Raw genomic sequence first — 18,072 nt, forward strand, 5'->3', positions numbered from 1 at the left:
TGAACCGATGGGTGCCGATCGCGTCTTCGCGTACGGCGCCGCCGCCGGCCTCCTCGGTGACCACCTGATCGGCGATCCACGCCGCGGGCATCCGGTCGCCGCGTTCGGGCGGGCCGCGGGTGCCGTGGAGCGGTTGCTGTGGCGGGACCACCGCGGGTGGGGCGCCCTGCACACCGCTGTCTGCGTCGGCGGTGCGGTCTCGCTCGCCGCGCTCACCGCCTCCGCCGTCCGGCCCTCGCGCGCCGGCTCCGTCGCCCTGACCGCCGCGGCCACCTGGGCCGTCGTCGGGGGGACTTCGCTCGCCCGGGAGGCCCGGAGCGTCGGGCGTGCCCTGGAGGCGGGGGACGTGGAGGGCGCCCGCACTCGGCTGCCCCACCTGTGTGGGCGTGACCCGCAGGCGCTCGACCCCGACGGGATCGCGCGTGCCGTGGTCGAGTCCGTCGCCGAGAACACCTCGGACGCCGTGGTGGGCGCGCTGGTGTGGGGGGCCGTGGGCGGGGTGCCGGGGCTCGTGGGCTTCCGGGCCGTCAACACCCTCGACGCCATGGTCGGCCACAAATCGCCCCGTTACCGGCGCTACGGGTGGGCCTCGGCGCGCCTCGACGATCTCGTGGGGTGGCCCGGGGCACGCCTGACCGCCGCCCTCGCGGCCGCCTCTGGTCCGCGACCGCGGGCAGCCGTGCACGCCTGGCGCACGGACGCCGCCCAGCACCCGAGCCCCAACGCCGGGCCCGTTGAGGCCTCGTTCGCGGGGGCGCTCGGGGTGCGGCTGGGCGGGACCCTCTCGTACGGGGGACGCGTCGAGCACCGGCCGGTGCTGAACGGCGCGGGGCGCGCGGTCCAGGTCGGCGACATCGAACGCGCCGTACGGCTCTCCCGGCGCGTGACCGTGCTCGCGCTCGGCGCCACTGTCGCCGGGCGGTTGCTCACCCGGACGATTCTCACGAAGGGACGTACGTCATGAACGGCGGTCTCCTCGTCGCCGGCACCACCTCCGACGCCGGCAAGAGCGTCGTCACCGCGGGGATCTGCCGCTGGCTGGCCCGGCAGGGCGTCAAGGTCGCGCCCTTCAAGGCGCAGAACATGTCGCTCAACTCCTTCGTCACGCGCGAGGGTGCGGAGATCGGACGGGCGCAGGCGATGCAGGCACAGGCGTGCCGCATCGAACCGAGCGCGCTGATGAACCCGGTCCTGCTCAAGCCCGGGGGCGAGCAGAGCAGTCAGGTGGTGCTGCTGGGGAAGCCGGTCGGCGAGCTCAGCGCCCGCGGGTACCACGGCGGCCGGCAGCAGCGGCTCCTCGGCACCGTCCTCGACTGTCTCGCCCAGTTGCGGGGCACGTATGACGCGGTGATCTGTGAGGGAGCGGGCAGTCCGGCCGAGATCAATCTGCGGCGGACCGACATCGTGAACATGGGGATCGCGCGGGGCGCGCGGCTGCCCGTTCTGGTCGTGGGCGACATCGACCGCGGCGGTGTCTTCGCCTCCTTCTTCGGCACCGTGGCCCTGCTCTCGCGTGAGGACCAGGAACTGGTCGCCGGATTCATGGTGAACAAGTTCCGGGGCGACGTCTCCCTGCTGGAGCCGGGCCTGGACATGCTGCACGGGCTCACCGGGCGGCGCACCTACGGCGTGCTGCCCTACCGGCACGGGCTCGGCATCGACGAGGAGGACGGCCTGCGGGTGTCGTTGCGCGGCACCGTCCGCGAGTCCACGGTCGCCCCGCCGCACGGCGAGGACGTGCTGCGGGTCGCCGTCTGCGCGATCCCGCTCATGTCCAACTTCACCGACGTGGACGCGCTGGCCGCCGAACCGGGCGTCGTCGTGCGGTTCGTGGACCGGCCGGAGGAACTGGCGGACGCGGACCTGGCGGTGGTCCCGGGCACGCGCGGGACCGTACGGGCACTGGAGTGGCTGCGCGAGCGGGGCCTCGCCGACGCGCTGGTCCGCAGGGCCGCCGAACGGCGCCCGATCCTGGGCATCTGCGGCGGCTTCCAGATCCTCGGCCAGTACATCGAGGACGACGTCGAGAGCCGCCTGGGGCAGGTGGACGGGCTCGGGGTGCTGCCCGTGCGGGTGCGGTTCGCCCGCGAGAAGACCCTGACCCGGCCGGCCGGCGAGGCGCTCGGTGAGCGCGTCGAGGGCTACGAGATCCACCACGGCGTCGCCGACGTGACGGGCGGTGAGCCCTTCCTTGACGGCTGCCGGGTCGGCCAGAGCTGGGGCACTCACTGGCACGGCTCCCTGGAGTCGGACGGTTTCCGGCGGGCGTTCCTGCGCGAGGTGGCGGCCGCCGCGGGCCGCCGGTTCGTACCGGCCGCCGACACGTCGTTCGCCGCGCTGCGCGAGGAGCAGCTCGACCGGCTCGGCGACCTGATCGAACAGCACGCGGACACGGACGCGCTGTGGCGGCTCATCGAGTCGGGCGCGCCGCAAGGACTGCCTTTCATTCCACCGGGAGCGCCCGCATGAGCACAGTGTTGTTGTTGTCGACGGCCGACACCGATCTGCTGGCGGCCCGTGCCTCCGGCGCGCCCTACCGGATCGGCAACCCGGCCCGGGTGGATGTCGCGGAGGAGCTTCCGGGTCTGATCGAGGGCGCGGACCTCGCCGTCGTACGGCTGCTGGGCGGCAAGCGTGCCTGGGAGGACGGGCTCGCCACGCTCAAGGCCTCGGGCATCCCGACCGTGCTGCTCGGCGGAGAGGCCGTGCCGGACGCGGAGTTGATGGCCGAGTCGTCCGTGCCCGCCGGCGTGGTCGCCGAGGCCCTGACGTACCTGGTCGAGGGCGGCCCCGCCAACCTCATGGAGCTGGCCCGCTTCCTGTCCGACACCGTGCTGCTGACCGGTGAGGGTTTCACCGAGCCGCAGGAGATGCCCGAGTACGGCGTCCACGGGGAGCGCGTGTGCGCCGAGGGCCGTCCCACGGTGGGCGTGCTCTTCTACCGCGCCCATGAACTCAGCGGGAACACCGCCTTCGTGGACACCCTCTGCGACGCGATCGAGGAGCGTGGCGCCAACGCCCTCCCGGTGTACTGCGGTTCGCTGCGCGGCGCCGATGCGGGGCTGTACGAGCTGCTGTCGAAGGCGGACGCGCTCGTGGCCACCGTGCTCGCCGCGGGCGGTACGCACGCCTCTCAGGCGTCGGCGGGTGGCGACGAGGAGGCCTGGGACATCGGGGCACTGGCCGACCTGAACGTTCCCGTGCTGCAGGGCCTGTGCCTGACCTCCTCGCGCGCCGCGTGGGACGCGTCCGACGCCGCCCTCTCCCCCATGGACGCGGCGATGCAGGTGGCGATCCCGGAGTTCGACGGCCGCCTCGTCACGGTCCCCTTCTCCTTCAAGGAGAACGGTTTGGACGATGTGCCGGTGTATGCCGCCGACCCGGAGCGCGCCGCGCGCGTCGCCGGAATCGCCGTACGGCACGCCCGGTTGAAGCACAAGCCGAACGCCGAGAAGAAACTCGCGCTCGTCTTCACCGCCTACCCGACCAAGCACTCGCGGGTCGGCAACGCGGTCGGCCTGGACACGCCCGCGTCGGCCGTACGCGTCCTGGACGCGCTCCGGGACGCCGGATACGGCCTCACCGACTACCCGGCGGACGGCGACGAGCTGATCCACCGGCTCATCGAAGCCGGCGGACACGACGTGGAATGGCTGACCGAGGACCAGCTGGCCGCCGCGCCCGCACGGGTGCCGCTCGCCGACTACCGGGCGTGGTTCGACCGGCTCGACCCCGGCTTGCGGGAGGGGATGCTCCAGGCGTGGGGCGAGCCGCCGGGTTCGCTGTACGTCGACGGCGACGACATCGTCCTCGCCTCCCTCCGGTTCGGGAACGTCGTGGTGATGATCCAGCCGCCGCGCGGCTTCGGCGAGAACCCGATCGCGATCTACCACGACCCCGACATGCCGCCGTCGCACCACTACATGGCGGCGTACAGGTGGCTGGAGAACTCGTTCGGCGCCGACGCGATCATCCACATGGGCAAGCACGGCACCATGGAGTGGCTGCCGGGCAAGGGCCTGGGCCTGTCGCGCGGGTGCGCGCCGGACGCCGTCCTCGGCGAGCTGCCGCTGATCTACCCGTTCATCGTCAACGACCCCGGCGAGGGCACCCAGGCCAAGCGCCGCGGCCACGCCACGGTCGTCGACCACCTCGTACCGCCGATGGCCCGCGCCGACACCTACGGCGACCTGGCCAAGCTGGAGCAGCTGCTCGACGAGTACGCGCTCGTCTCCGACCTGGACCCGGCCAAGGCGCCCGCCGTACGCGCCCAGATCTGGACCCTGGTCAAGGCCGCTGAGCTGCACCACGACCTGCACGTGGACGAGCAGCCGGAGGACGGCGCCTTCGACGAGTTCGTCATGCACATCGACGGCTATCTCTGCGAGATCAAGGATGTGCAGATCCGCGACGGTCTGCACATCCTGGGCGGCGGCCCGGTCGGCGAGCCCCGGGTGAACCTCGTGCTCGCCGTGCTGCGCGCCTCGCAGGTGTGGGGCGGGCAGGCGAACGCCCTGCCGGGGCTGCGGGCCTCGCTCGCCGCTCACTTCGGCCTGGTGGAGAAGGAGTTGCTGGCCGTGCCCGGCGCGCCGGTGAAGGTGCCGGTGGAGCTGACCGACCTGGTCGAGGGCCCCTCCCGTACCGCCGCCGACGCGATCGACCTGCTGGAGCAGCTGTGCCGGCGGATCGCGGAGGGCATGGAGGAGCACGGCTGGGCGGCCGACGCGAGCGCGGCTCTGGTCCGGGAGGTGCTCGGCGGCGAACTCCACGACGCCGTCGCCGTGCTGGACTTCGCCTGCACCGAGGTGGTGCCGCGGCTCGCCCGCACCACCGACGAGATCGGCCACATCCTCAGGGCGCTGAACGGCGGTTATGTGCCGGCGGGCCCGTCCGGCTCCCCCACCCGGGGGCTGGTCAACGTCCTGCCGACCGGCCGCAACTTCTACTCCGTCGATCCCAAGGCGATTCCCTCACGGCTGAGCTGGGAGGTCGGCCAGTCGCTCGCCGACTCCCTCGTCGACCGCTATCTGCAGGACACCGGCGAGTACCCGAAGTCCGTCGGGCTGACGGTCTGGGGCACGTCCGCCATGCGCACCCAGGGCGACGACATCGCCGAGATCCTGGCCCTCCTCGGCTGCCGCCCGGTCTGGGACGACGCCTCGCGCCGCGTGACCGGTTTCGAGGTGGTCCCGCTCGAGGAGCTGGGCCGGCCGCGCATCGACGTCACGGTCCGTATCTCGGGCTTCTTCCGGGACGCGTTCCCGCACGTCGTCGGGCTCATCGACGACGCCGTACGCGCGGTCGCCGAACTGGACGAGCCCGCCGAGCGGAACTTCGTCCGGGCCCATGCCGACGAGGACACCGCCGTCCACGGCGACCGGCGGCGCGCGACCGCCCGTGTCTTCGGCTCCAAGCCGGGCGCGTACGGCGCCGGTCTGCTGCCGCTGATCGACGCGCGCAACTGGCGCTCGGACGCCGACCTCGCCGAGGTGTACGCGGTGTGGGGCGGCTACGCGTACGGCCGCGGGCTCGACGGGCGGGCGGCGCGCGGGGACATGGAGACGGCGTTCCGGCGGATCGCCGTCGCGGCCAAGAACGTCGACACCCGTGAGCACGACCTGGTGGACGCCGACGACTACTTCCAGTACCACGGCGGCATGGTCGCCATGGTGCGGCATCTGACGGGGCAGAGCCCCGAGGCGTACGTCGGCGACAGCGCCGTGCCGGACCAGGTCAAGACCCGCACCCTCGGCGAGGAGACACATCGGGTCTTCCGTGCCCGCGTGGTCAACCCGCGCTGGATGGCCGCCATGCGGCGGCACGGCTACAAGGGCGCCTTCGAGATGGCGGCGACCGTGGACTACCTGTTCGGCTACGACGCGACGGCCGGGGTCGTCGACGACTGGATGTACGAGAAGCTCAGTGCGGAGTACGTCTTCGACGCCGAGAACCGGGACTTCATGAAGAAGTCCAACCCCTGGGCGCTGCGGGGCATCACCGAGCGCCTGCTGGAGGCCGCCGACCGCGGCCTGTGGGCGGAGCCGGACGCGGACACGCTGGAGCGGCTGCGCGCCACCTACCTGGAGCTCGAGGGCGACCTGGAGGACGACGACAAGTGAGTACCCCGTTTCCGTTCACGGCCGTCGTCGGCCAGGACGATCTACGGCTCGCACTGCTGCTGAACGCCGTGTCACCGGCGGTCGGCGGTGTGCTGGTGCGCGGTGAGAAAGGCACCGCCAAGTCCACGGCCGTACGCGCCCTTTCGGCGCTGCTGCCGGCGGTGGACGTGGTCGCCGGGTGCCGTTTCTCCTGCGCTCCCGCGGCGCCGGACCCGGACTGCCCGGACGGTCCGCACGAGGCCGGCACCGGTACCCGGCGCCCCGCGCGCATGGTGGAGCTGCCGGTCGGCGCCTCCGAGGACAGGCTCGTGGGCGCCCTCGACATCGAGCGGGCGCTGGCCGAGGGCGTGAAGGCCTTCGAGCCGGGTCTGCTGGCCGACGCGCACCGCGGGATCCTGTACGTCGACGAGGTCAACCTCCTCCACGACCACCTGGTCGACCTGCTGCTCGACGCCGCCGCGATGGGTGCCTCGTACGTGGAGCGCGAGGGCGTCTCCGTCCGGCACGCCGCCCGCTTCCTGCTCGTCGGCACCATGAACCCGGAGGAGGGCGAGCTGCGGCCGCAGCTTCTCGACCGGTTCGGGCTGACCGTCGAGGTGGCGGCGTCGCGGGAGCCGGAACAGCGGGTGGAGGTCGTCCGGCGGCGCCTGGCGTACGACGACGACCCCGCCGGCTTCGCCGCCCGCTGGGCTCAGGAGGAGAGCGCCGTACGGGCGCGGATCGTGGCGGCGCGTGAGCTGTTGCCGTCGGTGCGGCTGGGCGACGGGGCGCTCAGGCAGATCGCCGCGACGTGCGCCGCCTTCGAGGTGGACGGTATGCGGGCCGACATCGTGATGGCGCGTACCGCCACCGCGCTGGCCGCATGGGCCGGGCGGACCGACGTGCTCGCCGAGGACGTACGGCAGGCGGCTCTGCTCGCGCTGCCGCACCGGCGGCGGCGGAACCCGTTCGACGCGCCGGGGCTCGACGAGGACAAACTGGACGAGACCCTGGAGCAGTTCGGCGGCCCGGACGACGACGATCCGGATCCCGGCCCGGACGGGCCCGACGGGGGCGGGCAGCCACCGCAGGCCGACGGCGGCCCGCAGGGCGGTGACACGGGCGCCCGGCCCGACACCGGGGACGGCGACGGCGACGCGCAGCCGCAGGCCTCCGGCGCCGGCGAGCAGGCCCCCGTGTCTGCCGCCGAGCCCTTCCGTACGAAGGTGCTGAGCGTGCCCGGCATCGGCGACGGTGCCGCCGGGCGGCGCTCGCGGGCGCGGACCGAACACGGGCGGACGACCGGGGCCAGGCGGCCCCGGGGAACCCTCACCAAGCTGCACCTGGCGGCGACCGTGCAGGCCGCAGCGCCCCATCAGCGGGCGCGCGGCCGGTCGGGGCCCGGCCTCGTGGTGCGCCGGGACGACCTGCGGCAGGCGACGCGCGAGGGCCGTGAGGGCAACCTCGTGCTGTTCGTGGTCGACGCCTCCGGGTCCATGGCCGCGCGGCAGCGGATGAGCGCCGTGAAGGGCGCCGTGCTGTCGCTGCTCCTGGACGCCTACCAGCGACGGGACAAGGTGGGGCTGGTGACCTTCCGGGGCAAGGACGCCGAGGTCGCGTTGCCGCCGACCTCATCGGTGGACACGGCGGCGGCGCGGCTCCAGTCGCTGCCGACGGGCGGGCGCACGCCTCTTGCGGCCGGACTGCTCAAGGCGCACGAGGTGCTGCGGGTGGAGCGGCTGCGGGATCCGGCGCGGCGGGCGCTCGTCGTGGTCGTGACCGACGGACGGGCCACCGGCGGCCCCGAGCCGGTCGCACTGGCGGGACGTGCGGCACGGCTGTTCGCGGCCGGGCAGGTGGCGTCCGTGGTCGTGGACTGCGAGTCGGGTCCGGTGCGGCTCGGGCTGGCCGGGCAGCTCGCGGGTGAGCTGGGCGGTGCGGCCGTCACGCTGGACGAGCTGCGGGCCGACTCGATCGCCGGGCTGGTCAGGGACGTGCAGGGGACTTCTTCGAGGAGGGCCGCGTAATGCCGCAGGGACAGCCGAGTGTGGTACCGGACGACGGGCTGACGACCCGGCAGCGGCGCAACCGGCCGCTGGTCGTCGTCCACACGGGCATCGGCAAGGGCAAGTCGACCGCCGCGTTCGGTCTCGCGCTGCGCGCCTGGAACCAGGGGTGGCCGATCGGGGTGTTCCAGTTCGTCAAGTCGGCCAAGTGGAAGGTCGGCGAGGAGAACGCGCTGCGCGTGCTCGGCGCATCCGGGCAGGGCGGGACCGTCGACTGGCACAAGATGGGCGAGGGCTGGTCGTGGGTCCAGCGGGATGCCCAGATGGACAACGAGGAGAAGGCCCGGGAGGGCTGGGAGCAGGTCAAGCGGGACCTGGCGGCCGAGACGTACACGCTCTACGTGCTGGACGAGTTCGCGTACCCGATGCACTGGGGGTGGGTGGACACGGACGAGGTCGTGGAGGTGCTGCGGAACCGGCCCGGAACCCAGCATGTGGTGATCACCGGGCGGAACGCGCCCGAGAAGCTGGTGGACTTCGCGGATCTCGTGACCGACATGTCCAAGGTCAAGCACCCCATGGACGCGGGGCAGAAGGGCCAGAAGGGCATCGAGTGGTGAGGTCCGTCCCCCGGCTGGTCATTGCCGCGCCGGCGTCCGGCAGCGGCAAGACCACCGTCGCCACGGGGCTGATGGCCGCGTTCGCCGCGCGGGGGCTCGCGGTGTCCCCGCACAAGGTCGGGCCGGACTACATCGACCCCGGGTACCACGCGCTCGCGACCGGGCAGGTGGGGCGCAATCTGGACGCGTACCTGTGCGGGCCTGAGCTGATCGCTCCGCTGTTCCTGCACGGGGCGCGCGGGTGCGATCTCGCTGTCGTCGAGGGCGTGATGGGGCTGTACGACGGGGCCGCGGGCGAGGGGGAACTGGCCTCCACGGCGCAGGTGGCGAAGCTGCTCGGCGCGCCGGTCGTGCTGGTGGTCGACGCGTCGTCGCAGTCGCGGTCGGTGGCGGCCCTGGTGCACGGCTTCGCGTCCTGGGACCCGCAGGTGCGGATCGGGGGCGTGATCCTGAACAAGGTGGCCTCGGACCGACATGAGGAACTGCTGCGCGACGCCCTGGAGTCGGCCGGGGTGCCGGTGCTGGGAGTGCTGCGGCGGGTTCCCCAGGTGGACACGCCGTCGCGTCACCTGGGGCTGGTGCCGGTCGCCGAGCGCCGGGCGGAGGCGGTGGAGGCCGTCGCCGCCATGGCCGCGCAGGTGCGCGACGGGTGCGATCTTCAGGCGCTGCTGGAGCTGGCGCGGAGTGCGGCGGCGTTGCCCGGCGAGGTCTGGGAGCCCCCGGTCGCCCCGGTGGGTGCCGGCGAGGTGGTCGCCGTCGCCGGCGGCCCCGCCTTCACCTTCTCCTACGCCGAGAACGCCGAACTGCTGGCCGCCGCCGGAGCCGAAGTCGTCACCTTCGACCCCCTGCACGACGAGCAACTGCCCGACGGCACGAGCGGCTTGGTCATCGGCGGCGGATTCCCGGAGGTGTACGCGTCCGAGCTCTCGGCCAACGAACGACTCCGCAAGGCGGTCGCCGGACTCGCACTGAGCGGGGCTCCCGTCGCCGCCGAGTGTGCCGGGCTGCTGTATCTGTGCCGGGAGCTGGACGGGCAGCCGATGTGCGGGGTTCTCGACGCGAACGCCCGGATGAGCGAACGGCTCACTCTCGGCTACCGGGACGCCGTGGCGGTGAGCGACAGTGTCCTCGCCGCGGCCGGGACCCGGATACGGGGGCACGAGTTCCACCGGTCCGTGGTCGAACCCGGCGCGGGCGCGGCTCCAGCGTGGGGGGTGCGCGCCCCTCGGCCGCGTGTCGAGGGTTTCGTACAACAAGGTGTGCACGCCAGTTATCTGCACACGCACTGGGCCGCCGAGCCCGGTGTCGCCCGTCGGTTCGTGGAGAGGTGCCGGACGTCATGAGCAGCAGGCTGATCGGAGTCGGGGTGGGCCCCGGCGACCCCGACCTGGTGACCGTCAAGGGCGTCAACGCGCTGCGCGCCGCCGATGTCGTCGTCGTGCCCGTCATGGCCGGCCCCGACGGGAAGGACGGCGGGGAGCGGGGGCGCGCCGAGGCGACGGTGCTGCACTACGTGCCCGAGGAGAAGGTCGTGCGTGTGGTGTTCGCGCTCAACGAGCGCAGCGACCGCGCCCGGCGCGAGGCGGCCTGGGACGCGGCAGGCGAACGGGTGGCCCGGCTCCTCGAGCGCTGCTCCGCCGTCGCCTTCGCCACCATCGGCGACCCCAACGTGTACTCGACGTTCACCTACCTCGCCCAGACGATCCAGGAGCTCCTGCCGGGCACCGTCGTCGAGACCGTTCCCGGCATCACCGCCATGCAGGACCTCGCGGCGCGGTCGGGGGCCGTGCTGACCGAGGGCACCGAGCCGCTCACGCTGGTGCCGGTGACCGCCGGGTCCACCGTGCTCAAGGACGCGCTCGGCGGCCCCGGCACGGTCGTCGCCTACAAGTTCGGGCGGCAGGCGCACGAGGTCGCCGAGGCGCTGCGGGAGACCGGGCGGCTCGAGGACGCGGTGTGGGGATCCGGGCTCGGGCTGCCCGAGGAGTCCATCCGGCCGGCCGCCGACCTCGACGGCGGTCCGCTGCCCTACCTGTCCACCCTCATCGCGCCGGCCCGGCGCGACGGGACCCGTGGCGGCAAGCTGTGACCGGCGGCGGATCAGTGGGCGAGGCCCACCACCAGCCAGATGAACGCCGCGCCCGCGATCGTGCACAGCAGGGTCGAGCGGGCGGGGTGGACGTGGTGCGCCTCCGGGAGGATCTCGGCGGCGGCGAGGTAGAGCAGCGCTCCGCCGAAGAGACCGAGATAGCCGCCGAGGGCTCGCTCGGGAATCGTGAAGACCAGCGTGCAGGCGGCGCCGACGACGGGTGCCGCCGCGTCCGCGACGAGCATCGCGATGGCCTTGCGGCGCGCGTTCCCGTACAGGCTCGTGAGCGTGTACGTGTTGAAGCCGTCCGCGAAGTCGTGCGCGACGACCGCGACCGCGACCGCCGCTCCCATACCGCTGCCCACCTGGAACGCGGCACCGATCGCCATGCCGTCCATGGCACTGTGCCCGACCATCGCCGCGGCCGCCGTCAGGCCCACCTCGGGCGCCCGGTCGTCGCGGCGCGGCGGGGGCGCGCCGGTGTCGAGCGGTGGGGCGGCTGGGGACCCGAAGGACTGAGCATGGTCGGCCGCATGACCCCGGCTGACGGGCTCCGGAGGCGGAGCCAGGGAAACCAGCTCGTCCGCACCGTGCGCGGCGCGGCGCGCGGCCAGCAGGCGCTCCACCAGGTGGGCCAGCAGGAAACCGGCCACGAAGAGCAGCAGGGCGGCGGGGACGCCGAACACCTCGCCGCCCGCGGCGCGCAGGGCCTCCGGCAGCAGATCCAGGCCGACCACGCCGAGCATCAGCCCGCCGGCCAGGCCGAGGACGAGATGGCGGCGGTCGGTCACACGCTGTGCCGTCCAGCCGCCTGCCAGCGTCATCAGGAACGCGCCGAGCGCGACGAAGACCGCCATATGACCTTGCTATCCGATCGATCCGGGTGCACACGGGACCGGCGGCCCTGTGCGCACCGGTGCCTCGTACTGCTCGAACTTTTCGCTGGAGGAAAGAATTCCATGGCCGATGCCATCACCGGAAAGGTGACCTTCGTCGGTGCCGGCCCCGGCGCCGCCGACCTGCTGACGTTCCGCGCCGCGCACGCCATCGCCGAGGCCGACATCGTGATCTGGGCGGCCAGCCTGGTGCAGGCGGAGGTCCTCGAGCACGCCCGCGAGGGGGCCGAGATCCTCGACTCGGCGACCATGTCCCTGGAGGACGTCGTGGCGGTGTACGAGCGGGCCCATGCGCAGGGCCTGCGGGTCGCCCGCATCCACTCCGGCGACCCGGCCCTGTGGGGCGGCACGCAGGAACAGCTCGACCGGTGTGCGGGGATCGGGATCGAGACGGAAGTGGTGCCCGGAGTCTCGTCCTTCTCGGCCGTCGCAGCGCTCGCGCGGCGGGAGCTGACGATCCCCGAGGTCGCGCAGTCCGTCGTCCTGACCCGGCTCGGCGGCGGCAAGACGCCGATGCCGCCCGGTGAGGAGGTGCGCGAGTTCGCCCGGCACGGCACCACCATGGCGATCTTCCTGTCGGCGGCGCGCAGCGGCCAGCTCGTGCGCGAGCTGCTGGAGGGCGGCTACCCGACCAGCACCCCGGTCGTGGTGGCCCACCAGGCGACCTGGCCCGAGGAGCTGGTCGTGAAGTGCACGATCGGCACGCTGGAGGAGACCGTCAAGGAGCACAAGCTCTGGAAGCACACACTGTTCCTGGTCGGCCCGGCGCTCGACGCGCACGGCACCCGCTCGCACCTGTACCACCCCGGCCACTTCCACGGCTACCGCAAGGCCGACCCCGAGGCCCGCAGAGCCCTGCGCACGCGGGGTGCGAGCACGTGATCACCGTTGTCGGTACCGGCACGGGCGAGCCGCTTCCCGCCGGGGCGACGGCCGGCGCGGACCTCGTGGTCGGCGGACGGCGCCATCTGGAGGCCGCCCGGCTGCCGCAGGAGACCGAGCGGATCGTCCTCGGGCCGCTGGCTCCCGCGCTCGAGACGGTCGAGCGGTATCTGGACAAGGGGCGGCGGGTCGTGGTGCTCGCTTCGGGCGATCCGGGGTTCTTCGGGATCGTCAGGGTGCTCGCCGAACGGTTCGGGCCTGAGCGGCTCGACGTGTGGCCGGGCGTGTCCTCGGTGGCGGCCGCGTTCGCGCGGATCGGGTTGCCGTGGGACGACGCGGTGGTGGTGAGCGCGCACGGGCGCGAGCTGCGTACGGCGGTGAACGTGTGCCGGGCGCGTCCGAAGGTCGCCGTGCTGACCGGGCCCGGCGCCGGTCCGGCCGAACTGGGGGCCGCTCTGGCCCGTGCCCGCACCGAGCGCGTCCTCGTGGTGGCCGGCGCACTCGGTGACCCGCGGAGCGAGCAGGTGGAGCGGGTGACCCCGGAGCAGGCGGCGACGCGCGACTGGAGCACGGCGGTGAACGTGGTGCTGTGTCTCGACGCGTCGCGGGCGACGGGACCGGTGCGCACGGTCGCCGGCGCGCCGTCCGGCCCGTCCGGGTGGGCCCTGGAGGAGGACGCGTTCGCGCACCGCGACTCGATGATCACCAAGTTCGAGGTGCGCGCCCTGGCGCTGGCCCGGCTGGGGCCCCGGCTCGGCGATCTGGTCTGGGACGTCGGCGCGGGCTCCGGGTCGGTCGCCGTCGAGTGCGCCCGGCTCGGTGCGGCCGTGAGCGCCGTCGAGAAGACGCCCGACGGGGTGGAGCGCATCCGCGCCAACGCCGCGGTGCACGGGGTCGACGTACACGTCGTGCACGGGGTGGCGCCGGCCGCACTGGACGCTCTCGCCGATCCCGACGCGGTGTTCGTGGGCGGCGGCGGACGAGAGCTGCCCGCCGTCGTGACCGCGTGCGCGGCCCGCGCCCGGCGGACCGTGGTGGTCGCCATGGCTGCCCTTGACCGCGTACCGGCGGCGCGCGGGGCGCTCGTCGCGGCCGGGTTCTCCTGCGACGGTGTGCTGCTGCAGTCGTCGCGGCTCGCGCCGCTGCCGGGCGAGGTGACCCGGCTCGCGGCGGCCAACCCCGTTTTCCTGCTGTGGGGCACGCGGCCTCCGGCGCGTAGCGAAGGAGTTGCTCTGTGATCGGCCTCATTTCCGCCACCGCGGCGGGCGCGGCTGCCCGGGACCGGCTGGCCGTGGCGTGGCCGGACCGCACGAGGGTGTACGACGGGCCCGTCGGCGAGGCCGTGCGGGCCGCCTTCGCGGAGTGCGAGCAGCTCGTGTGCTTCCTGGCCACGGGCGCCGTCGTACGGCTTGTCGCCCCGCTGCTGGGTGACAAGAGGTCCGACCCGGGGGTGGTGTGCGTCGACGAGGGCGGACGTTTCGCGGTGTCGCTCGTGGGCGGCCATGCCGGCGGGGCCAACGAACTGGCCGGTGAGGTCGCCTTGTTGCTGGACGCCCGGCCCGTGGTGACGACCGCTACGGACTCCGTGGGTCTGCCGGGCCTGGACACGCTCGGCTTGCCTGTGGAGGGGGACGTCGCGGGGGTGTCACGGGCGCTTCTGGACGGGGAGCCGGTCGCGTTGGATGCGGAGGTGGCCTGGCCGCTGCCGCCGCTGCGCGTCGCCGCCGAGGGTCCGTACACGATCCGCGTCACGGACCGTACCGTCGAGCCGGCCGAGCGGGAGGTCGTCCTGCGGCCGCCCACCCTCGTCGTCGGCGTCGGCGCCTCCAAGGGCGCGCCCGCGGCCGAGGTCCTCGAGCTGATCGAGAGCACACTGCGGGACGCGGGGCTCTGCGCGAAGTCGCTCGCGGAGCTCGCGACCGTCGACGCCAAAGCGGACGAGCCGGGGATCATCGAGGCCGCGGAGCGCCTCGGGGTGCCCGTGGTGACGTACTCCGCCGAGGAGTTGGCGAAGGTCGACGTGCCCAATCCCTCCGCCGCCCCGCTCGCCGCCGTCGGCACACCGTCCGTCGCGGAGGCCGCCGCGCTGGTACGGGGAGGCGAACTCCTCGTGCCCAAGCGGAAGTCAGCCGCGAGTCCGGCGATGGCGACCTGCGCCGTGGTACGCCGGCCGGCGCGCGGACGGCTCGCGGTCGTCGGGCTCGGGCCCGGCGCCCGGGACCTCCTGACGCCGCGCGCGAAGACGGAGTTGCGGCGCGCGTCGGTACTGGTCGGCCTCGACCAGTACGTCGACCAGATCCGTGATCTGCTGCCACCGGGCACCCGGATCCTGGAGTCGGGGCTCGGCGCGGAGGAGGAGCGGGCGCGCACCGCGGTCGCCGAGGCACGCAAGGGGCTTGCCGTCGCGCTGATCGGCAGTGGGGACGCCGGTGTGTACGCGATGGCGTCGCCCGCGCTGGCCGAGGCGTCCGACGACATCGACGTGATCGGGGTACCCGGTGTGACGGCCGCCCTCGCGGCAGGCGCGATCCTCGGCGCCCCGCTGGGCCACGACCATGTGTCGATCAGCCTCTCCGACCTGCACACCCCGTGGGAGGTGATCGAGCGGCGGGTACGGGCCGCGGCCGAGGCGGACCTCGTCGTGACCTTCTACAACCCGCGCAGCCGGGGCCGGGACTGGCAGCTGCCGAAGGCGCTCGCGATCCTCTCCGGGCACCGGGCACCGACGACACCGGTCGGTGTCGTACGGAACGCGTCGCGAAGGGACGAGTCCAGCCGTCTGACGACACTGGCCTCGCTCGACCCGGCGACCGTCGACATGATGACCGTCGTGACCGTGGGAAACACCGCGACCCGTGAGATCGCGGGGCGCATGGTGACGCCGCGCGGCTACCGCTGGCAGGACGACCGGCAGGAGGACGCCCAGTGAACCGTGTGGTCCACCCGATCGAGCAGGAGTCCTTCCGGCGGCTGCGCACCCGGCTGGACACCTCGCACTTCCCCCCGCTGACCCGGGCCGTGGTGGAGCGGGTCATCCACTCCGCCGCCGACCTCGACTACGCGGACGATCTCGTCATGGCCGAAGGCGAGCTCGCGACGGCGCACGCCGCGCTGCACGAGGGTGCGCCGGTGGTCGTGGACGTCGAGATGGTGGCCGCCGGCATCACCCGGCGCCCGACGGTCTGCCGCCTCAAGGACGCCAAGTCCGGTCCGGGCCTGACGCGTTCGGCGCACGCGATCCGCCTCGCGTACGAGGACGTCGGCCCCGGGGCGCTCTGGGTGATCGGCTGCGCCCCGACCGCCCTGGAGGAGCTGCTGAAGCTGGACGCCTCGCCCGCGCTGGTGATCGGCCTTCCCGTCGGTTTCGTCGGCGCGGCCGAGTCCAAGGCGGCGCTGCGCGAGAGCGGACTGCCCGCCGTGAGCAACGTGTCCGAGAAGGGCGGTTCGGCGGTCGCCGCCGCCGCGCTCAACGCCCTGCTGTATTACCCCACTTCGAAGGAGACCCCGTGACCACCCCGCCGCCCGCCCTGCTCATCGCCGGCCACGGCACCCGGGACGAGGCCGGAGCCGAGGCGTTCCGCGACTTCGTGCGGGAGCTGGGGCGCCGCCACCCCGGGCTGCCCGTCGCGGGCGGCTTCATCGAGCTGTCGGCACCGCCGCTGGGCGAGGCGGTGACCGAGCTGGTGGAGCGGGGCGTACGGCGTTTCGCCGCCGTGCCGCTGATGCTGGTGTCCGCCGGTCACGCCAAGGGGGACATCCCGGCGGCGCTGACCCGGGAGAAGGAGCGCCACCCGGGGATCTCCTATACGTACGGACGTCCGCTGGGCCCGCATCCGGCGCTGCTGTCGGTACTGGAACGGCGACTGGACGAGGCGCTCGGAGGCACCGGCCGCACGCCCGCCGACCGGGCCGATGTGACGGTGCTGCTGGTCGGCCGCGGCTCGACGGACCCGGACGCCAACGCCGAGGTGTACAAGGCGGCGCGACTGCTGTGGGAGGGGCGCGGATACGCGGGTGTCGAGACGGCGTTCGTCTCGCTGGCGGCGCCGGACGTGCCGAGCGGCCTGGACCGGTGCGCGCGGCTGGGCGCACGGCGGATCGTCGTCCTGCCCTACTTCCTGTTCACCGGCGTCCTGCCGGACCGGGTACGGCAGCAGACCCAGGGTTGGGCCGCGGCGCACCCGGAGGTCGATGTGCGGTCGGCGGACGTCATCGGTCCGGAGCCGGAGCTGCTCGACCTGGTGATGGAGCGGTATGAGGAGGCGGTGAAGGGCGATCTGCGGATGAACTGCGACTCGTGCGTGTACCGGACCGCGCTGCCGGGCTTCGAGGACAAGGTGGGTCTGCCGCAGCAGCCCCACTTCCACCCGGACGACGACGGCCACCACGGGCATGGACATCACCACCACCACGGTGGGCACACACACTCACATGCGCACTGAACACGACGGGCGGCAGCACGACCTGCGGCACCACGGGGACGCCGAGGTGCGTGACGGCGGTGCGGCGCTGACCGATCTCGCGGTGAACGTGCGCGCCGACACGCCCCCGGCATGGCTGCGCGAGGTGATCGCGGGGTCGCTGGGCGGGCTCGCGGCCTATCCCGACGGGCGGGCCGCACGGGCGGCGGTGGCGGCGCGGCACGGACTGCCGGCCGAGCACGTCCTGCTCACGGCAGGCGCGGCCGAGGCCTTCGTGCTGCTGGCACGCGCCCTGAAGGCACGTCACCCGGTCGTCGTGCATCCGCAGTTCACGGAGCCCGAGGCGGCGCTGCGGGATGCCGGGCACGCGGTGGACCGGGCCCTGCTGCGGCAACGGGACGGCTTCCGGCTGGATGCGGCGCTGGTTCCGCAGGACGCGGACCTGGTGGTGCTCGGCAACCCGACGAACCCGACGTCGGTGCTGCACCCGGCCTCCGCGATCACCGAACTCGCGCGGCCCGGGCGGACCTTGGTGGTCGACGAGGCGTTCATGGACGCGGTGCCGGGGGAACGGGAGGCGCTGGCGGGCCGGACCGATGTGCCCGGGCTCGTGGTCCTGCGCAGCCTCACCAAGACCTGGGGACTGGCGGGCCTGCGCATCGGCTACGTCCTGGCGGCGCCGGAGACGATCGCCGAGTTGGAGCGGGCCCAACCCCTGTGGCCGGTGTCCACGCCCGCGCTCGTGGCGGCCGAGGCCTGTATGTCGCCGAGGGCAGTGGCGGAGGCCGCGCATGCGGCGCACCGGGGTGCGGCGGACCGGGCACATCTGGTGGCGGGGCTGCGGGAGTTCGCCCCGGACGGGCTGTATGTGGCCGAACCTGCCGAGGCACCTTTCGTACTGATCCGTCTGGAGCGGGCGGCCACGGTGCGCCGGCATCTGCGCGATCTCGGTTTCGCGGTGCGCCGCGGGGACACGTTCCCAGGCCTCGACGAGGAGTGGCTGCGGCTCGCCGTGCGGGACCGGGTCACGGTGAACCGCTTCCTGCAGGCACTGGACCGG

The 18,072-nt window shown here is 73.6% G+C and carries 14 protein-coding genes; 13 read left to right on the forward strand and 1 reads right to left on the reverse strand.

What is annotated here, in order from left to right:
* Positions 1–7: 7 nt before the first annotated feature.
* Genes ABZ904_RS30365 through cobI form a run of 7 tightly spaced genes read left to right on the forward strand, consistent with a single transcriptional unit; the run spans position 8 to position 10,813 of the window.
* Positions 8–964 carry a cobalamin biosynthesis protein gene (locus ABZ904_RS30365; RefSeq protein ID WP_360999371.1) on the forward strand — a complete coding sequence of 319 codons (957 nt, stop codon included), beginning with the start codon at positions 8–10 and terminating at the stop codon, positions 962–964.
* On the forward strand, positions 961–2,469 hold the full coding sequence (locus ABZ904_RS30370; protein WP_360999369.1) for a cobyric acid synthase: 1,509 nt from the start codon (positions 961–963) through the stop codon (positions 2,467–2,469). The genes ABZ904_RS30365 and ABZ904_RS30370 overlap by 4 nt, the downstream gene beginning before the upstream one ends.
* Complete coding sequence (gene cobN / locus ABZ904_RS30375; RefSeq protein WP_361826802.1) at positions 2,466–6,119, forward strand: cobaltochelatase subunit CobN; 3,654 nt, start codon at positions 2,466–2,468, stop codon at positions 6,117–6,119. The genes ABZ904_RS30370 and cobN overlap by 4 nt, the downstream gene beginning before the upstream one ends.
* Entirely contained in the window at positions 6,116–8,125 is a 2,010-nt protein-coding gene (locus ABZ904_RS30380; protein WP_359398824.1) for a putative cobaltochelatase, read from the forward strand. Before cobN ends, ABZ904_RS30380 begins: the two co-directional genes overlap by 4 nt.
* A complete protein-coding gene (gene cobO, locus ABZ904_RS30385) occupies positions 8,125–8,724 on the forward strand; it encodes a cob(I)yrinic acid a,c-diamide adenosyltransferase (RefSeq protein WP_359398822.1) in 600 nt (199 codons plus the stop codon). Before ABZ904_RS30380 ends, cobO begins: the two co-directional genes overlap by 1 nt.
* Positions 8,718–10,067 carry a cobyrinate a,c-diamide synthase gene (locus ABZ904_RS30390; protein WP_360999364.1) on the forward strand — a complete coding sequence of 450 codons (1,350 nt, stop codon included), beginning with the start codon at positions 8,718–8,720 and terminating at the stop codon, positions 10,065–10,067. The genes cobO and ABZ904_RS30390 overlap by 7 nt, the downstream gene beginning before the upstream one ends.
* Positions 10,064–10,813 carry a precorrin-2 C(20)-methyltransferase gene (gene cobI / locus ABZ904_RS30395; protein ID WP_361826807.1) on the forward strand — a complete coding sequence of 250 codons (750 nt, stop codon included), beginning with the start codon at positions 10,064–10,066 and terminating at the stop codon, positions 10,811–10,813. Before ABZ904_RS30390 ends, cobI begins: the two co-directional genes overlap by 4 nt.
* An 11-nt stretch (positions 10,814–10,824) precedes the next feature.
* Here the strand turns inward: cobI and ABZ904_RS30400 are convergent, their stop codons facing one another.
* Complete coding sequence (locus ABZ904_RS30400) at positions 10,825–11,670, reverse strand: ZIP family metal transporter (protein ID WP_359398816.1); 846 nt, start codon at positions 11,668–11,670, stop codon at positions 10,825–10,827.
* A 102-nt stretch (positions 11,671–11,772) separates the two neighbouring features.
* Here ABZ904_RS30400 and cobM point away from each other — a divergent pair, with 102 nt between their 5' ends.
* From cobM to cobC, 6 genes are all read left to right on the forward strand, one after another.
* Positions 11,773–12,591 (forward strand): precorrin-4 C(11)-methyltransferase, encoded by an 819-nt coding sequence (cobM, locus tag ABZ904_RS30405; RefSeq protein WP_359398814.1) that lies wholly within the window; start codon positions 11,773–11,775, stop codon positions 12,589–12,591.
* Positions 12,588–13,829, forward strand: coding sequence for a precorrin-6y C5,15-methyltransferase (decarboxylating) subunit CbiE (cbiE, locus tag ABZ904_RS30410; RefSeq protein WP_361826810.1), 1,242 nt, complete (start codon positions 12,588–12,590; stop codon positions 13,827–13,829). The genes cobM and cbiE overlap by 4 nt, the downstream gene beginning before the upstream one ends.
* Positions 13,826–15,520 carry a precorrin-3B C(17)-methyltransferase gene (cobJ, locus tag ABZ904_RS30415; protein ID WP_361826813.1) on the forward strand — a complete coding sequence of 565 codons (1,695 nt, stop codon included), beginning with the start codon at positions 13,826–13,828 and terminating at the stop codon, positions 15,518–15,520. The genes cbiE and cobJ overlap by 4 nt, the downstream gene beginning before the upstream one ends.
* Positions 15,517–16,101: a precorrin-8X methylmutase gene (locus tag ABZ904_RS30420; RefSeq protein WP_359398808.1), complete on the forward strand. Its 585-nt coding sequence runs from the start codon at positions 15,517–15,519 to the stop codon at positions 16,099–16,101. Before cobJ ends, ABZ904_RS30420 begins: the two co-directional genes overlap by 4 nt.
* A complete protein-coding gene (locus tag ABZ904_RS30425; protein ID WP_359398806.1) occupies positions 16,098–17,033 on the forward strand; it encodes a sirohydrochlorin chelatase in 936 nt (311 codons plus the stop codon). The genes ABZ904_RS30420 and ABZ904_RS30425 overlap by 4 nt, the downstream gene beginning before the upstream one ends.
* The coding region (gene cobC / locus ABZ904_RS30430) for an Rv2231c family pyridoxal phosphate-dependent protein CobC (RefSeq protein WP_361826817.1) at positions 17,023–18,072 on the forward strand (1,050 nt) is incomplete at its 3' end. The genes ABZ904_RS30425 and cobC, both read left to right, overlap by 11 nt.

This window comes from Streptomyces sp. NPDC046900, from assembly GCF_040644975.1.
Classification (GTDB): domain Bacteria; phylum Actinomycetota; class Actinomycetes; order Streptomycetales; family Streptomycetaceae; genus Streptomyces.

Coding starts and splice junctions, on each gene's coding strand:
- cobN (WP_361826802.1), top strand. CDS start 2,466: ATGAGCACAGTGTTGTTGTTGTCGACGGCCGACACCGATCTGCTGGCG.
- ABZ904_RS30365 (WP_360999371.1), top strand. CDS start 8: ATGGGTGCCGATCGCGTCTTCGCGTACGGCGCCGCCGCCGGCCTCCTC.
- ABZ904_RS30400 (WP_359398816.1), bottom strand. CDS start 11,670: ATGGCGGTCTTCGTCGCGCTCGGCGCGTTCCTGATGACGCTGGCAGGC.
- cobI (WP_361826807.1), top strand. CDS start 10,064: ATGAGCAGCAGGCTGATCGGAGTCGGGGTGGGCCCCGGCGACCCCGAC.
- cobO (WP_359398822.1), top strand. CDS start 8,125: ATGCCGCAGGGACAGCCGAGTGTGGTACCGGACGACGGGCTGACGACC.
- cobM (WP_359398814.1), top strand. CDS start 11,773: ATGGCCGATGCCATCACCGGAAAGGTGACCTTCGTCGGTGCCGGCCCC.
- ABZ904_RS30370 (WP_360999369.1), top strand. CDS start 961: ATGAACGGCGGTCTCCTCGTCGCCGGCACCACCTCCGACGCCGGCAAG.